The sequence below is a fragment of the Micromonospora sp. NBRC 110038 genome, from assembly GCF_020884815.1.
GTDB classification, from domain to species: Bacteria; Actinomycetota; Actinomycetes; order Mycobacteriales; family Micromonosporaceae; genus Micromonospora; species Micromonospora haikouensis.
Map to the genome: position 1 here is coordinate 422242 of NZ_BBOL01000002.1, position 13411 is coordinate 435652.

Annotated in this window: 16 protein-coding genes and 3 tRNA genes; all 19 read right to left on the reverse strand. The window is 72.5% G+C overall.

The genetic code is table 11. The features are described from left to right. Positions 1 to 118 precede the first annotated feature (118 nt). Positions 119 to 508, reverse strand: a complete 390-nt coding sequence (rplL, locus tag LPU61_RS09555; RefSeq protein ID WP_043965485.1) for a 50S ribosomal protein L7/L12 — start codon at positions 506 to 508, stop codon at positions 119 to 121. Positions 509 to 562: 54 nt separating this feature from the next. Next, complete coding sequence (rplJ, locus tag LPU61_RS09560) at positions 563 to 1111, reverse strand: 50S ribosomal protein L10 (RefSeq protein ID WP_043965482.1); 549 nt, start codon at positions 1109 to 1111, stop codon at positions 563 to 565. A gap of 331 nt (positions 1112 to 1442) precedes the next feature. Then, complete coding sequence (locus LPU61_RS09565) at positions 1443 to 2132, reverse strand: hypothetical protein (RefSeq protein WP_229404714.1); 690 nt, start codon at positions 2130 to 2132, stop codon at positions 1443 to 1445. Continuing rightward, entirely contained in the window at positions 2129 to 2923 is a 795-nt protein-coding gene (locus tag LPU61_RS09570) for an ABC transporter ATP-binding protein (RefSeq protein ID WP_043966508.1), read from the reverse strand. The genes LPU61_RS09565 and LPU61_RS09570 overlap by 4 nt, the downstream gene beginning before the upstream one ends. 78 nt (positions 2924 to 3001) lie before the next feature. Further along, positions 3002 to 3715 (reverse strand): 50S ribosomal protein L1, encoded by a 714-nt coding sequence (gene rplA, locus LPU61_RS09575; RefSeq protein ID WP_043965479.1) that lies wholly within the window; start codon positions 3713 to 3715, stop codon positions 3002 to 3004. An 85-nt stretch (positions 3716 to 3800) separates the two neighbouring features. Continuing rightward, on the reverse strand, positions 3801 to 4232 hold the full coding sequence (rplK, locus tag LPU61_RS09580) for a 50S ribosomal protein L11 (protein ID WP_043965477.1): 432 nt from the start codon (positions 4230 to 4232) through the stop codon (positions 3801 to 3803). Between the two features lie 193 nt (positions 4233 to 4425). Continuing rightward, a complete protein-coding gene (nusG, locus tag LPU61_RS09585) occupies positions 4426 to 5148 on the reverse strand; it encodes a transcription termination/antitermination protein NusG (RefSeq protein WP_043965476.1) in 723 nt (240 codons plus the stop codon). Positions 5149 to 5186: 38 nt separating this feature from the next. Next, positions 5187 to 5579, reverse strand: coding sequence for a preprotein translocase subunit SecE (secE, locus tag LPU61_RS09590; RefSeq protein ID WP_043966506.1), 393 nt, complete (start codon positions 5577 to 5579; stop codon positions 5187 to 5189). Positions 5580 to 5791: 212 nt separating this feature from the next. Beyond that, positions 5792 to 5864: transfer RNA gene (locus LPU61_RS09595), tRNA-Trp, on the reverse strand. A 127-nt stretch (positions 5865 to 5991) separates the two neighbouring features. Further along, positions 5992 to 6384, reverse strand: coding sequence for a MaoC/PaaZ C-terminal domain-containing protein (locus LPU61_RS09600; RefSeq protein ID WP_043965474.1), 393 nt, complete (start codon positions 6382 to 6384; stop codon positions 5992 to 5994). 1 nt (position 6385) lies between these two features. After that, positions 6386 to 6832 (reverse strand): MaoC family dehydratase N-terminal domain-containing protein, encoded by a 447-nt coding sequence (locus LPU61_RS09605; RefSeq protein WP_043965472.1) that lies wholly within the window; start codon positions 6830 to 6832, stop codon positions 6386 to 6388. A gap of 123 nt (positions 6833 to 6955) precedes the next feature. Beyond that, a complete protein-coding gene (rpmG, locus tag LPU61_RS09610) occupies positions 6956 to 7123 on the reverse strand; it encodes a 50S ribosomal protein L33 (RefSeq protein WP_013288652.1) in 168 nt (55 codons plus the stop codon). Between the two features lie 133 nt (positions 7124 to 7256). Beyond that, positions 7257 to 7329, reverse strand: a tRNA-Met gene (locus tag LPU61_RS09615). A gap of 25 nt (positions 7330 to 7354) precedes the next feature. Then, positions 7355 to 7427: transfer RNA gene (locus tag LPU61_RS09620), tRNA-Thr, on the reverse strand. 126 nt (positions 7428 to 7553) lie between these two features. Continuing rightward, positions 7554 to 10094, reverse strand: coding sequence for a bifunctional diguanylate cyclase/phosphodiesterase (locus LPU61_RS09625; RefSeq protein ID WP_229404715.1), 2541 nt, complete (start codon positions 10092 to 10094; stop codon positions 7554 to 7556). 490 nt (positions 10095 to 10584) lie between these two features. Next, positions 10585 to 11529, reverse strand: a complete 945-nt coding sequence (locus LPU61_RS31840; protein WP_374199646.1) for a methyltransferase domain-containing protein — start codon at positions 11527 to 11529, stop codon at positions 10585 to 10587. Positions 11530 to 11816: 287 nt separating this feature from the next. Further along, on the reverse strand, positions 11817 to 13007 hold the full coding sequence (locus tag LPU61_RS31495) for a helix-turn-helix domain-containing protein (RefSeq protein ID WP_255700003.1): 1191 nt from the start codon (positions 13005 to 13007) through the stop codon (positions 11817 to 11819). Beyond that, the gene (locus LPU61_RS09640; protein WP_229404717.1) at positions 13004 to 13150 is read right to left on the reverse strand and encodes a hypothetical protein; all 147 of its coding nucleotides are present in this window, start codon (positions 13148 to 13150) and stop codon (positions 13004 to 13006) included. The genes LPU61_RS31495 and LPU61_RS09640 overlap by 4 nt, the downstream gene beginning before the upstream one ends. Then, positions 13147 to 13395, reverse strand: coding sequence for a hypothetical protein (locus LPU61_RS09645; protein WP_229404718.1), 249 nt, complete (start codon positions 13393 to 13395; stop codon positions 13147 to 13149). Before LPU61_RS09645 ends, LPU61_RS09640 begins: the two co-directional genes overlap by 4 nt. Positions 13396 to 13411 lie beyond the last annotated feature (16 nt).

Consider the following 13411-nt stretch of genomic DNA (forward strand, 5'->3'; position numbering starts at 1 on the left):
GGGAGTCACGACACGAACACGGCGGGCGGTGATCCGAGTCCGGATCACCGCCCGCCGCGACGCGATGTGCCCTGGCTCACGTGAGGCGAGCCGGGCGCACGCCTGAGTCCAACCTCAATTACTTGAGGGTGACCTTGGCGCCCTCGCCCTCGAGCTTGGCCTTGGCCTTCTCGGCGGTCTCCTTGTTGACCTTCTCCAGGATGGCCTTCGGCGCGGCCTCGACCGCGTCCTTGGCCTCCTTGAGGCCCAGGCCGGTCAGCTCGCGCACGACCTTGATGACCTGGATCTTCTTGCCACCGTCGGCCTCGAGGATGACGTCGAACTCGTCCTTCTCCTCCTCGGCCGGCGCGGCGGCGGCGCCACCGGCACCACCGGCGGCGGCGACCGCGACCGGGGCGGCCGCGGTGACCTCGAAGGTCTCCTCGAACTGCTTCACGAACTCGGAGAGCTCGATCAGCGTCATCTCCTTGAACGCGTCGAGCAGCTCGTCGGTGCTGAGCTTCGCCATGGCTGGCGTCCTTTCTAACGGTTGTCTAAGAACGTGGGTGCGCCGGACGCGGCCTCAGGCCGCCTCGGCGCCCTCCTGCTCGCGCTTCTTGTCCGCCAGGGCGGCCGCCGCGCGGGCGGCCTTGGAGAGCGGAGCCTGGAACAGGGCCGCGGCCTTGCTCAGGTTGCCCTTCATCGCGCCGGCCAGCTTGGCCAGCAGCACCTCGCGGGACTCCAGGTCGGCGAGCTTCGTGACCTCGGCCGCGGAAATGGCCTTGCCCTCGAAGACGCCGCCCTTGATGACGAGCTTCGGGTTGGCCTTCGCGAAGTCGCGAAGCCCCTTCGCCGCCTCGACGACGTCGCCCGAAACGAAAGTCAGCGCGGTAGGACCGGTGAACAGCTCGTCGAGGCCGGAGATGCCCGCGTCGGCCGCGGCACGCTTCGCCAGCGTGTTCTTCGCGACCGTGTAGGTGGTCTCCTTGCCGAGCGAGCGCCGCAGCTGCGTGAGCTGGGAAACCGTCAGACCACGGTACTCGGTCAGCACCGTAGCTCCCGCGTTGCGGAAGTTGTCGGTCATCTCAGCGACTGCCGTGGCCTTGTCGGCCCGGATCGGCTTGTCCGCCATGTCCCTCCTCTCTCGTTGCTCCAGGCTGATCCACCAGCAGGCCGGCGGGCCTCCCGGTACCGGAGGGCCACGACAACGAGAAAAGCCCCGGCGCAGGGCGCACGGGGCGAGGGCCGGCCGGTCGCGCCGCAGTCGGCGGACCACGGGAACACAGCCGAGTTTCGCTTGCCGCCCTGCGCGGGTCGCCCGTCGGATCGGGACCTTCGACCGTGCCGGAGCACGGTGACCAGCGGTCTCTGGGTGGTACTTCGCCGCAAGGTTACGCGACACGCCCCGTGAGCACCAAATCGCCCCCGGGTGCGCCCCGTCACTCCCCCGCCGCCCGCACCCCTCAGGCGCGGGCGCGCCGCCGCCAGGCGTACCCGGCGAGCGCCGTCGCGCTCCAGGCGACGGCCCACGCGGTGAGCAGGGCCACCGAGGCGGGGGACGGGCCGGCCGCCGTGGCCCGGGCGACCGGCAGCACCGGAGGCGCGAGCCAGGGCGCCACCGAGGCCGACAGGCCGAGGACCAACGAGCCGACCGCGCCGAGCGCCAGCACCGCGACGCCGTACCCGGCGCTGCCCGTCACCGCCCGGCTGGCCAGCGCCCCCAACGCCACCGCGGCGGGCAGGGCGAGCAGGTGCGCCCAGACGCCGAGGGCCACCCCGGCGGCCACCGACGGGCCGCCCGGCTCCGCCTGGCCGGTCACCCCGCCCACCAGCCAGGGGAAGGCCAGCGCGACGGCGACGGTGCCGAGCCCGGCCACCAGCGCCGCGAGCAGCCCGGCGGCCCACTCCCGGGCGGCACCGGCGAGCACCAGGGCCAGCCGGCGCTGGACGTCCGGCTCGACGTCGAGCAAAAGCTTGGTCTGCCAGGCCAGCACCGGGAAGAGCACCACCGCCGACACGCCGTACGCCTCCGCCGGCTGGGCCCGGCCGCCGCCGTAGAGGACGCCGAGGGCGAGCAGGCCGGCCAGCAGCGGGGCGACCGCCCGTCCGGTACGCAGGAAGCCGGCCAGCCGCAGCCGCACGAGCGCGGTCACCGGGGCGCCTGCCCGCCCGCCCCGGAGGCGGGGGCGGGGGCGTCGGGCGGGGCGGGGTCGGCGCGTACGCGAAGAACGTGGTGACCGTCGGCGCGGAGCCGGGCCACGGCACCCGCGGCGCGCGCGGCCGGGACCGCCACCTCGACCACGACGAGCGCCCCGGGCGACGCGTCGGTCGGAGCCTGCGCGGTGACGGTGCCGTCGGCGACCGTCCAGCGGGCCGCGCCCGGCAGCCGGGCCGTCTCGCCCCGGTGGTCGCTGACCAGCACCGACCCGCCGGCCGCCAGCACCTCGTCGATCAGGGCGGGGACCAGGTCGCGGGCGGCGGCGTCGAGGCCCTCCCAGGGCTCGTCGAGGATGAGCAGGCCGGGCCGGCGGAGCATCGCCTGGGCCAGGCCGACCTTCTGGGCGGTGCCCTTGGACAGCTCGGGCAGCCGCACCCCGTGGAACGGGCCCAGGCCCAGCCGCTCGGTCCACCGCCGCACGGCGTCGCTGGCCTCGGCACCGCCCAGGCCGGCGACGCGGGCCATGCCGGCGAGGTAGCGGCCCACGGTGAACGGCTGGTCGGCGGGAAACCGCTCCGGGACCCAGCCGACGTGCCGGGGCCGGTCGACGACGCGGCCCCGGGACGGCCGGAGCACCCCGGCCGCGAGCTGGAGCAGCGTGGACTTGCCGACGCCGTTGCGGCCGAGCACCACGGCGGCCTCGCCGGCGCCCAGCCGCAGGTCGACCTGCCGCAGCACCCACGGACCGCGCCGGTGGTAACGGAGCCAGACATCCTCCCAGCGCATGGCGTGAGCCTGCCACACCGGACAGACGGACGGGGCCCCGCCACGAGTCGTGGCGGGGCCCCGGCGAGGCGGTGGTGCTCAGGCCTCGACGCCCTCCTGGAGGTTCTTGATCAGGTTGGGGTCGACCGGCACGCCCGGGCCCATCGTGGTGGTGAGGGTGACCTTCTTGAGGTACTTGCCCTTGGCCGCCGAGGGCTTGGCCCGCAGCACCTCGTCGAGGACCGCCGCGTAGTTGTCGATCAGCTGGGTCTCGGAGAACGAGGCCTTGCCGATGATCAGGTGGAGGTTGGAGTGCTTGTCCACCCGGAAGGTGATCTTGCCGCCCTTGATGTCCGAGACGGCCTTGGTGACGTCCATGGTCACGGTGCCGGTCTTCGGGTTCGGCATCAGGCCGCGCGGGCCCAGGATCCGCGCGATCCGGCCGATCTTGGCCATCTGGTCCGGCGTGGCGATCGCCGCGTCGAAGTCGAGCCAGCCGCCCTGGATCCGGGCGACGAGCTCGTCGGTGCCCACCTCGTCCGCACCCGCGGCGACGGCCTCCTCGGCCTTCGCGCCGGCGGCGAAGACGATCACGCGGGCGGTCTTGCCGGTGCCGTGCGGCAGGTTGACCACGCCGCGGACCATCTGGTCCGCCTTGCGGGGGTCGACGCCGAGGCGCATGGCGACCTCGACCGTGGCGTCGAACTTGGTGCTGGTGGTGTCCTTGGCGATCTTGACCGCCTCGGCCGGCGTGTAGAGCTTCGACCGGTCGATGACCTCGGCGGCCTTGCGGTAGGTCTTGCTGCGCTGCATCTCTGCTTACTCCTGTGGTCTATGGCGGGCCGCGGCGCTCCGCGTGCCCTCCCACGAACTGATCGGGTGAGGCGGTGGGGTGAGGTCAGTCGCCGACGGTCAGGCCCATCGACCGGGCGGTGCCGGCGATGATCTTCTCAGCCTGGTCGAGGTCGTTGGCGTTGAGGTCGACCATCTTCTTCTCGGCGATCTCCCGCAGCTGGGCGCGGGTGACGGAGCCGACCTTCTCCTTGTGCGGGTTGCCCGAGCCCTTCTGCACGCCGGCGGCCTTGATCAGCAGCTGGGCGGCGGGCGGGGTCTTCAGGACGAAGGTGAAGCTGCGGTCCTCGTAGACGCTGATCTCGGCGGGGACGATGTCGCCCCGCTGGGCCTCGGTCTGCGCGTTGTAGGTCTTGCAGAACTCCATGATGTTGACGCCGTGCTGGCCGAGCGCGGGGCCGACCGGCGGGGCCGGCGTGGCCTGGCCCGCCTTCAGCTGAAGCGTGAACGTCTTGACGAGCTTCTTCTTCGGAGGCATGTCTCTTCCTGGGGCTTGGAACTGGGAAAGGTGCCGGCCGGGGGCGCGCACGGTCAGCGCGATGCGACGGCCGACGTTCTAGGTTAGCGCAAGGCTCCGCCCCCGGATGCGGCGAGGTCCGCCGAGGCCGGCACGGGGGCGGAAACGGCCTCGCCGGCGGCGGGCCGCTGCCCACCGCCGGCGAGACGGAACGTCAGATCTTGGTGACCTGGTTGAAGTTCAGCTCGACCGGCGTCTCCCGGCCGAAGATCGACACCAGCACCTTGAGCTTCTGCTGGTCGGCGTTGATCTCGCTGATCGTCGCCGGCAGCGAGGCGAACGCGCCGTCGGTGACGGTGACCGAGTCGCCCACCTCGAAGTCGAGGACCTTGATCTCGGGCTTGGCCTTCTTCTGCTCGGTCTCGACCGCCGGGGCCAGCCACTTGAGGACCTCGTCGAGGCTCAGCGGCGCGGGCCGGTCGGCCCGGTCGGTCGCCCCCACGAAGCCGGTGACCCCCGGGGTGTTCCGCACGCAGGAGTAGGACTCGGCGGTCAGCTCCATCCGGACCAGGATGTAGCCCGGGAAGACCTTGGCCTGGATCTGGGACCGCTTGCCGTTCTTGACCTCGACCTCTTCCCGGGTCGGCACCTCGACCTGGTAGATGTAGTCCTCCATGTCGAGGGACGTGATCCGGGTCTCGAGGTTGGTCTTGACCTTGTTCTCGTAGCCGGCGTACGAGTGCACCACGTACCAGTCGCCCGGCGCGTAGCGCAGCTTCTGGCGCAGCTCCGCGACCGGGTCGTAGTCCTCGTCCGGGGCGGGCTCGGTGGTCGGAAAGTCCGGCTCGCTGGCGGCCTCGACCGACTCATCGTTGGCCGCCGTCGCCACCGCGGACTGCTCGTCCGTGGTCTCGGCGGTCTCGTCGTACTCAGGCACGCTCGCTCACTTCCGTAACTATCGGCTTGATCAGCCGGTCAGCTGGGGTTTCCGAAGACCCACAGCACGCCCTTCGCGAAGGCGTAGTCCAGGCCGGCCACGATCGTCAGCATCACGGCGACGAAGGTGACCACCACCGCGGTGTAGGTCAGCAGCTCCTTGCGGGTCGGCCAGATGACCTTACGCAGCTCGGCCACGACCTCGCGGAAGAACCGCGCGATGCGGGCGAACAGCCCGATCCGCTCGGTGTCCTTGCGGGTCTTCCTCTCGTCGGCCGACTCGGCCTTGGCCCGCGCCCGGGTGGCCGTGCCACCGCGGGATACCGGCTCGTCCGCGTCGGAGGCGTCGTCGGCGGCCACGTCGTCGGCGACCTCGTCGTTCAGACGGTCGTCGTCGCCGGCGTCCTCGCTGCGCCGCTTGTTCTCGGCCACTTCGCCCTCCGTCGCGGGAATCGGGTCGCACACCGGTGCGGCGTGCGCGGCGCTGGTCACGCCGGCCGGACCAACCGTCCCGCGACGGGCCGCGGCCGGCGGATCGACGGACGGGCCCCGATGCCTCGGAACCCACCCCGCCGATGCCACCACCACGGGCCGGACGCCGCCGGTTGGCGGCGCGACCCACGGGAACGGTCAGGCCTGAGGCGCAGGGGTGACAGGACTTGAACCTGCAGCCTGCGGTTTTGGAGACCGCTGCTCTGCCAATTGAGCTACACCCCTGTGCGGCAACGCTCGCCCGACCCGGCCATGACGCACCGGGCGGGGTCACTTGCCCCACGGCGGACCAGTGTACGGGTACGGACCCGACTTTCCCAACCGGTCTGCCCCCGCGCGTGGCGCGGCCCCCTCAGCGGGGCGTCCGGATCACCGCCCGGGCCTGCGAGAGCACCTTCTCGCCCCGGCACGTCGCGGTGATGTCGAGCCTGGTCAGGCCCTCCCCCGCGCCCTCGCGGACCTTCGCGGTCACCTCGATCTCGGTGCCGGCGTCGTCGTCGGGGACGACCACCGGGCGGGCGAACCGGACCCCGTAGTCGACCACCGCGTCGGGCGCGCCGGCCCACTCGGCCACCGCCCGGCCCACCAGGGCCATGGTGAACATGCCGTGCGCGATCACCCCGGGCAGGCCGACCCCGGTGGCGACGCGGTCGCTCCAGTGGATCGGGTTGAAGTCGCCCGAGGCGCCCGCGTAGCGGACCAGGTCGGCCCGGGTGACCCGGAAGGTCTGGGTGGACAGCTCCATGTCAGGCCTCCCCGCGTACGACGAGCTTGGACCAGACGGCGACCACCGGCTCGCCGGCGGCCGTGCTCACGTCGGTGCGGGTGGTCAGGAAGTCGTGCCCGCCGCGGCTGGTGATGTCCTCGATGGTGTTCACGCAGACCAGCTCGTCGCCGGCCACCACCGGCCGGGTGTAGGCGAACCGCTGGTCGCCGTGGACCACCCGGCTGTAGTCGACCCCGAGGGCCGGGTCGTCGACGATCTGCCGGGTGGCGGCCATCGTGATCACCACGGGGAAGGTCGGCGGGGCCACCACGTCCGGGTGCCCGAGCGCGCGGGCGGCCTCCGGGTCGTGGTGCGCCGGGTCGGCGGCGCCGATCGCCGTGGCGAACTCGCGGATCTTTTCACGGCCCACCTGGTAGGGGGCGGTCGGCGGATAGGTCCGGCCGACGTAGGACGGGTCCAGGGACATGCCCGAGAACCTACACGGGAAGCACGAAAGCCGACCCGGGGGCGGACGGTCGGCCGGTTGGCCGCGCGCTCGCTCCGGATCGGCGATCGGGTGTCGTGCTGGCCGGCGTGTGCCGGCGACGGGTCAGCGGGTCTCGCGGTGGACCGTGTGCTTGCCGTCCCGGGGGCAGAACTTCTTCAGCTCGATGCGGTCCGGGTCGTTGCGGCGGTTCTTGCGCGTGATGTAGTTGCGCTCCTTGCACTCCACACACGCCAAAGTGATCTTCGGCCGGACATCGGTAGCCTTCGCCACGGCGGAGTGCCTTCCTCGCTAACGGACAACAACTACAGCGCCTCAGCCTACGCGCTGGCGACGCGGACATGCAAAGTGGGCGCCTATGGCGCCCATCCCACCGACCACCGGAAGCTGGCCCGGAGGACGAGAGTAGCGGTGGCCGGACTTGAACCGGCGACACAGCGATTATGAGCCGCTTGCTCTGCCATCTGAGCTACACCGCCGTGGCGGGTCCAGCCGGACCCTTTGAGCCCCCTTACGGAATCGAACCGTAGACCTTCTCCTTACCATGGAGACGCTCTGCCGACTGAGCTAAGGGGGCCTGCGCGATCACTCGGTGGCCGCGCAGAGGTAAGAGTACACGGCCCCGCGCCGGAGGTGAAATCGGATCCCCCCACCCTCGCGCGTCGCAACGTTCCCCCAGCTCAGCGCCGTCTTCGGGGCGGAATCAGGGGACGATGCGCAGCCGCCGGACGTCCGGGGTGACGAGCGCCTCGGACTCCAACTGGGCCCCGAACCACGCCTCCAGCCGCTCGTACGGCAGCGGCCGGCTGAACAGGAAGCCCTGGCCGATCTCGCAGCCGATGTCCTGGAGCAGCTCCAGGGTCAGCTCGCTCTCCACGCCCTCGGCCACCACCGCGAGGCCGAACTGCTGGGAGAGGGTCACCACGGCGTTGACGATGGCCAGGTCCCCCGGGTCGGTCGCCATGCCCTGCACGAAGGAGCGGTCGACCTTCACCTCGTGCACGGGCAGCCGGCGCAGGTAGGCCAGCGAGGACGAGCCGGTGCCGAAGTCGTCCACCGACAGCCGCACCCCGAGGTCGCGCAGTCGGCGCAGGGTCGGGATCGGCCGGTCGGTGCCGTCGAGCACCCCGGCTTCACGGATCTCGAAGGTGAGCCGCTGCGGGGGCACGTCGTACTCGGCGAGCAGCTCGCGCACGCGGTCGGGGAAGTGCCGGTCGGTGAGCGTACGCGCGGAGAGGTTGACCGCGACGGCGAGCGGCTGCTCGGCGTGCGCCCAGTCCCGGCTGCGCCGCAGCCCCTCCCGCAGCACCACCTCGGTGAGCCGGCCGAGCTGGCCGGTGTGCTCCGCCACGGCCACGAAGTCCTCCGGGGCGACCTCGCCGTGCGCCGGGTGCTCCCAGCGGGCCAGGCACTCCACCCCGACCAGGCGGCGGTCCCGCAGTGTCACCTTCGGCTGGAAGTAGACCTCCAGCGCGCCGTCGTCGAGGGCCTTGCGCAGGTCGCCCGCGAGGCCGAGGCGGCGTAGCGAGCGCGACTCCAGCGCCGGGTTGAACAACTGGATGCTGCCCGGCATGGACTTCGCCGCCGTCGCGGCCAGGTCGACCCGTTGCAGCAGGGTCGCCGCGTCGCTGCCATGGTCGGGGTGCACGGCCACGCCGACGGCCGTGTCGACGTCCAGCGTGAACGCGTCGAAGACCATCTCGGCGCGGATCTCCTCGCGCAGCCGGGCGGCCAGCTCCAGCGCCGCCTCGGCGTTCTCCAGCCGCAGCGTCACCAGGAACTCGTCGCCGCCGGCCCGGCCGACCAGCGCGGAGGAGGGCGCGGAGTCGCGCAGCCGGACGGCGACCTCGGCGAGCACCTGGTCGCCGGCCGCGTGGCCGAGCGACTCGTTGACCTGACGCAGCCCGTCCACGTCGAACAGCAGGACGGCCACCACCTCGCCCGGGGCCCGGATGCTCACGGCCTCGTCGAGCGCCGCGCTGATCCGCCGCCGGTTGGGCAGCTTGGTCAGCGTGTCGTGGTAGGCGTCGTGGCGCAGCCGGTCGACCAGCCGGGAGTTCTCCAGGGCCACGGCCGCGTGCGCGGCGACCGTCTCGATCACCGGCACGTCCGACGGGGTGAAGTGGCCGACGTCGCTGAGCCGGTTGACCACCTCCAGCGTGCCGATGACCGCCTCGCCGGAGCGCAGCGGAACGACGATCGCGTCCTTCGTCGACGCCGCCCGGAGCATGGCCAACTGCACGCGGTCCCCGCCGAGCCGGGCGCCGAGCGCGACGGTCTGCCGCTGCTGAACGACCTGTTCCCGCACCGACGCCGGGATCTTCGAGAAGTCGAGCAGGCCCCGCCCGTCGATCCGCGCGGTCAGCAGCACCTCCGGGTGCCGGCCCTGCGCGGGCAGCCACAGCGTCGCGTACTCGGCCTGCATGAGGGCGCGGACCCGGCCGAGCAGCGCGTCCGGCAGCGTGCCGTCCTGGCCGCTGCGGGTCATCGCCCGGGTCAGGTCGTAGATGTCGGCCAGCGTGCGGTGCTGGCGGAGGAACTGGGCGTACGCCCGGTAGACCAGCGCCACCGTGAGGGCGAGCGCGGCGAGCAGCAGCAGCGACCAGTAGGTGGCCTTCAGCGCGAGCAGGATGATCAGGCCGACGGTCGCGTTCACCGCCGCTGCGAGCAGCGGCACGGTGGACGTCCGGACCACCTCCAGGCCGGCCTGCCAGCCCTGGAGCAGGGTGATCACGCCGACGACCGCGGCGAGAGTGACCAGGGTGACGGTGCTGACCGCCGCGAAGAGGATGCCCCACGTGCCGGGGCCCACCCCCCGGATCGGGGGCAACGCCAGCAGCACCAGGCCGGCGAGGGAGGTCGCCGCGGCGGACCGGGCGACGTTGAACGCGAACTTGGCCGGGCCGAGCCGCCGCCGGAGCTGGGCGATCAGGGCGGCCAGGGTGGCCACCAGCACCAGGGTCAGCGGCGGAAGGTAATAGAGCGCCAGGACCAGCGGGATCTCGGTGATCGTGGCGGAGAGCGTCTGCCGCCGGACGATGAAGCTCAGCACCGGCAGGTGGGCGGCGACCAGGGCGGTGAGCAGCAGCAGGCCCAGGCCCCACTCGCCGTAGGCGTCCTTCTTGTCGTCGGTGACCAGCGCGATCAGCAGGCAGCAGATGACCGCCAGGAACGCCAGCGGCCCGGTGATCAGCCAGGCCAGGTCAGTCCCGCGTCGTCGCACGGCTGCCGCTCGGCTCGTCATCCTGCTCCCTTGTTGTCACCGAGAGTGAACTCCGCGCCGATGCCTGGCCCGTGTCTGGCCGCTACCGCCGCCGCCCGGTGGGTGGCCGGGCGACGGCGGTGTCACACGAACTGCGAAGAACCTAGTTCCACTCGAACTCGAGGTTCACCAAGCCGCCCGAGCCTTTGGCCGGGGCACCGGCGACGGAGGCGACCGAAGCAGCACCCGAGGCGAGCGCGAACAGCATCAGGGTCAAGCCGAGCAGCCGACCCAGCTTTTGAGTAGGCATCTGTGGGGCTCCTGTCACGAAACGGGCAGCACGGGGGGCGTGAAGATTCCATGATGGTGCCACACGCACTGAGGGCAACAAAGCCCTCGGTGGCCTGGCTCCGCCTGGACGGCAACAAGTCCGACCGATCGGCAGGACGCCCTGCCTGGCGGGGTGATACCCCTGCGTTCCCGCGTTCCACGCCGTCCTTCATTTGGCGAACACTCGGACCTAGCGCGCCAATCATGGAAATTCATTGAATGCATGCTCCAGCCCCCTGGCGCCACGCATCGGGAAACAGCACACCACAGACGACGAGATATCGAAAGGGACCTTCGTCCCGAACCCGCTTCGACCCCGTCCCCGACGCGGCCTGGGCCCGGGGCTGGGCCCGCGCTGGGCCGGGCTGGGCCCGCCATGTCGGCGGCATGGGGGTATCCGGCGGCCGGGATACCGCCACCTGCCCGACATGGCGGCGCCCCGCCCGGCACCCCGCCCCGCGACCTGGTCAGGCTGGGGGCCGGCGGGCCCAGAAGAGGGCGTGCCCGCTCGTCCCCTCGGGCACGAACTCCTCGGCGGTGACCAGCAGCCCGGCCTCCCGCAGCCAGGAGCGGTAGGTCGACGCGTCGGCCTGGCTCCACCACATGGCGGCGGGACCGCCGAGCCAGTTCTCCTCGGTGCCCGTCCACGCGCTGTCGCCGACGGTGGCCAGCAGCCAGCCGCCCGGGCGCAGCCAGGTGAAGATGCGCCCGATGAGGCGGGGCTGCTCGGGCAGGGGCAGGTGGATGAGGGCGAGCCCGGCGGCAGGTCGACGCGGGTGGCGTCGGCGCGGAGGAAGGTCCCGGTGGGCACCAGGCGGCGGGCCCGCTCGACCTGCACGGCGCTGATGTCGACGCCCGCGACGTGGTGCCCGGCGGCGGCGAGGAAGCGGGCGGCCGGCACGCCACAGCCGCAGCCGAGATCGAGAACCGTTGCCGAACCCGGCAGGCGTCGGTGCAAAGCGGCGAGCCACGGAGCGTATTGGCCGTCCCCGGCATCGTCCGCTCGGTAGTGGTATGACAACGCGTCGTATCCGTGCTCGACCAAGGCGCGCCCGTCAGCATCGTCCATCTTCGCGAGGCTAGGTGGCGCGATGCCGCGCGCCCATTCGATTTCCCCGGAAAGGGCGGAGTCGCCGCCCATTGCCATTGCCCCGGCGGGCGGCTTCTGTCGCGCATAGGGAGCTGAGTCAGATACGACATCACTCACGACGCCCGGCCGCACTCCCGAAGCGCCATCCCGACCCCACTCGTTCCCGGATGGCAACACCTTGATCGTCTGCTCGTCACCGGCGCGACACGCCGAACCGGATGCCGGTACCCGACAGACGATCTTCGTGGCCGACCGTCGGGCGCTGCCGGGGTCGGCAGCACCGTCGGGCGGGGCCGCAGGGTCGGCGGCGCGACGGCAGTAGTGCGGCGAGATCGGGCAGGTGCCTACTGCCGGGTGAGGCCGACGGTGGCGGCGAGGCGGGCGACATCGGCGGCGGTGAGTCCGGTGCGGACAATCGCGGTGAGGGCGGCGCGTGCGACGGGGCGGGTGCGGGCCTCGGCGGGGGCGATCTGGTCGGCGGCGATCAGGGCGCGGCCGGCGGCCCGCGGGTCGCCCAGATCGAGGTGGGCGCGGGCGATGTCGATGAGGTGGGCGGCGCGGTGCTCGGCGGGAAGCTGGTGCCAGCTGTCGCCGCTGGTGGCGTACCCATGGATGGTGACGGCCTGGTGGTGGTCGCCGAGATGGGTGGCGACCAGGGCGCGGGCGAGGGTGACGGCGGCGGAGCCGAAGGCGATGCCGTCGCCGTCACCCTGATGGTGGCCGTCGTGCGCGGCGGCGAGGTGCGCGGCGCGCTCGGTGAGGTCGTGGGCGGTGGCGGCGTCGCGGTAGCTTGCGGCGGCGAGGGCGGCTTCGAGCAGCAGCGTCCCGGCGAGGCCGGGGTCCGGCGGGCGGTCGTGCGCCGCCGGGGCAAGCTGGTGTACGGCGGTGAGTGCGGCGGTCTGCGCGAGGCGCCCCCGGTGCAGGGCGCGGAGCGCCTGGGCGAGGGAGACAGCGGCGAGCGCGGTGCGGTGGGGGTCGCCGGTGGCGGCGGTCATGGCGCGGTCGGCGGCCAGCCAGGCGAGGTGGGGCTGGCCGAGCTTGACCAGCGTCTGGGCGGTCAGCCGGTAGACGCGGACGGGCGGGTCGGCCGCCGGCTCGGCGCGGGTGGTGTGCCGGGTGGCGGCGAGCAGGTCGGGCAGGGCGCGCAGGACCTGGGCGTGGTGACCGTTGCGGTACGCGGCCCAGGCGTGCCCGGCCCGGTCGTCGAGCTGCCGCGCGGTGGGGCTGTCGGCGTCGGCCCCGGGTGGGTCGTGGCGGGCCAGCGCCGCGCGGATGCGTTCCACGGCGGCGTCGGTGTCGGTGACGCTTTCCCGGCGGGGCTTGCCGGTGAGCAGGATGGTCGGGGTGACGCCGAGGGCGGCGGCGACGGTTTCGATGACGGAGAGCCGGTCGAGGGTGCGTACGCCTCGTTCGACCTTGTCGACCCAGCTCTTCGACTTGCCGATCCGGTCGGCGAAGACCTGCTGGCTCATCCCCCGCCGGGCCCGCAGCTCCGCCATCCGCCGCCCGATCGGCACCTCGTCGCGGCCACTCATCTGTCCTGCTCCCCCGGCGGCATGGCCAGGGTGGACTCGCCGCAGCGCGGGCACCAGCGCGACTTGACCCGGAAGGCGAGCAACCCGAGCAGGAAGCCCGGCACCAGCCCACCGAACACAACCGACACGACTCCGGAGATCACGAGCACTCCCGATTCCCGGTCACGTCAGAGGTGTTCGCAGGCGAGAGCGCCCGCAGGTACCGCGTCACCCGGGACGCCGCCTTCTCGGCCTGCTCCACGAGCGTGAGCAGGGGCGAGTGGGTCGGTCGGCGCAACTCAAGGGCGTCCTCCGCCCGAGCGAGTGCGGTCAGGTGGGCGCGGGTCGATGCGAGGGCCCGGTTCACCACTTCGATGTCCCGTGCCAGCTCGCCGGCCTGGTCATCCATGCCACTCCTCTGCGAT

Coding starts and splice junctions, on each gene's coding strand:
- LPU61_RS09605 (WP_043965472.1), bottom strand. CDS start 6,832: ATGTCCCTGGACCCGTCCTACGTCGGCCGGACCTATCCGCCGACCGCC.
- LPU61_RS09600 (WP_043965474.1), bottom strand. CDS start 6,384: ATGGAGCTGTCCACCCAGACCTTCCGGGTCACCCGGGCCGACCTGGTC.
- rplJ (WP_043965482.1), bottom strand. CDS start 1,111: ATGGCGGACAAGCCGATCCGGGCCGACAAGGCCACGGCAGTCGCTGAG.
- rplL (WP_043965485.1), bottom strand. CDS start 508: ATGGCGAAGCTCAGCACCGACGAGCTGCTCGACGCGTTCAAGGAGATG.
- rplA (WP_043965479.1), bottom strand. CDS start 3,715: ATGCAGCGCAGCAAGACCTACCGCAAGGCCGCCGAGGTCATCGACCGG.
- LPU61_RS31495 (WP_255700003.1), bottom strand. CDS start 13,007: ATGAGTGGCCGCGACGAGGTGCCGATCGGGCGGCGGATGGCGGAGCTG.
- LPU61_RS09645 (WP_229404718.1), bottom strand. CDS start 13,395: ATGGATGACCAGGCCGGCGAGCTGGCACGGGACATCGAAGTGGTGAAC.
- LPU61_RS09570 (WP_043966508.1), bottom strand. CDS start 2,923: ATGCGCTGGGAGGATGTCTGGCTCCGTTACCACCGGCGCGGTCCGTGG.
- LPU61_RS09625 (WP_229404715.1), bottom strand. CDS start 10,094: ATGACGAGCCGAGCGGCAGCCGTGCGACGACGCGGGACTGACCTGGCC.
- LPU61_RS31840 (WP_374199646.1), bottom strand. CDS start 11,529: ATGGCAATGGGCGGCGACTCCGCCCTTTCCGGGGAAATCGAATGGGCG.
- rplK (WP_043965477.1), bottom strand. CDS start 4,232: ATGCCTCCGAAGAAGAAGCTCGTCAAGACGTTCACGCTTCAGCTGAAG.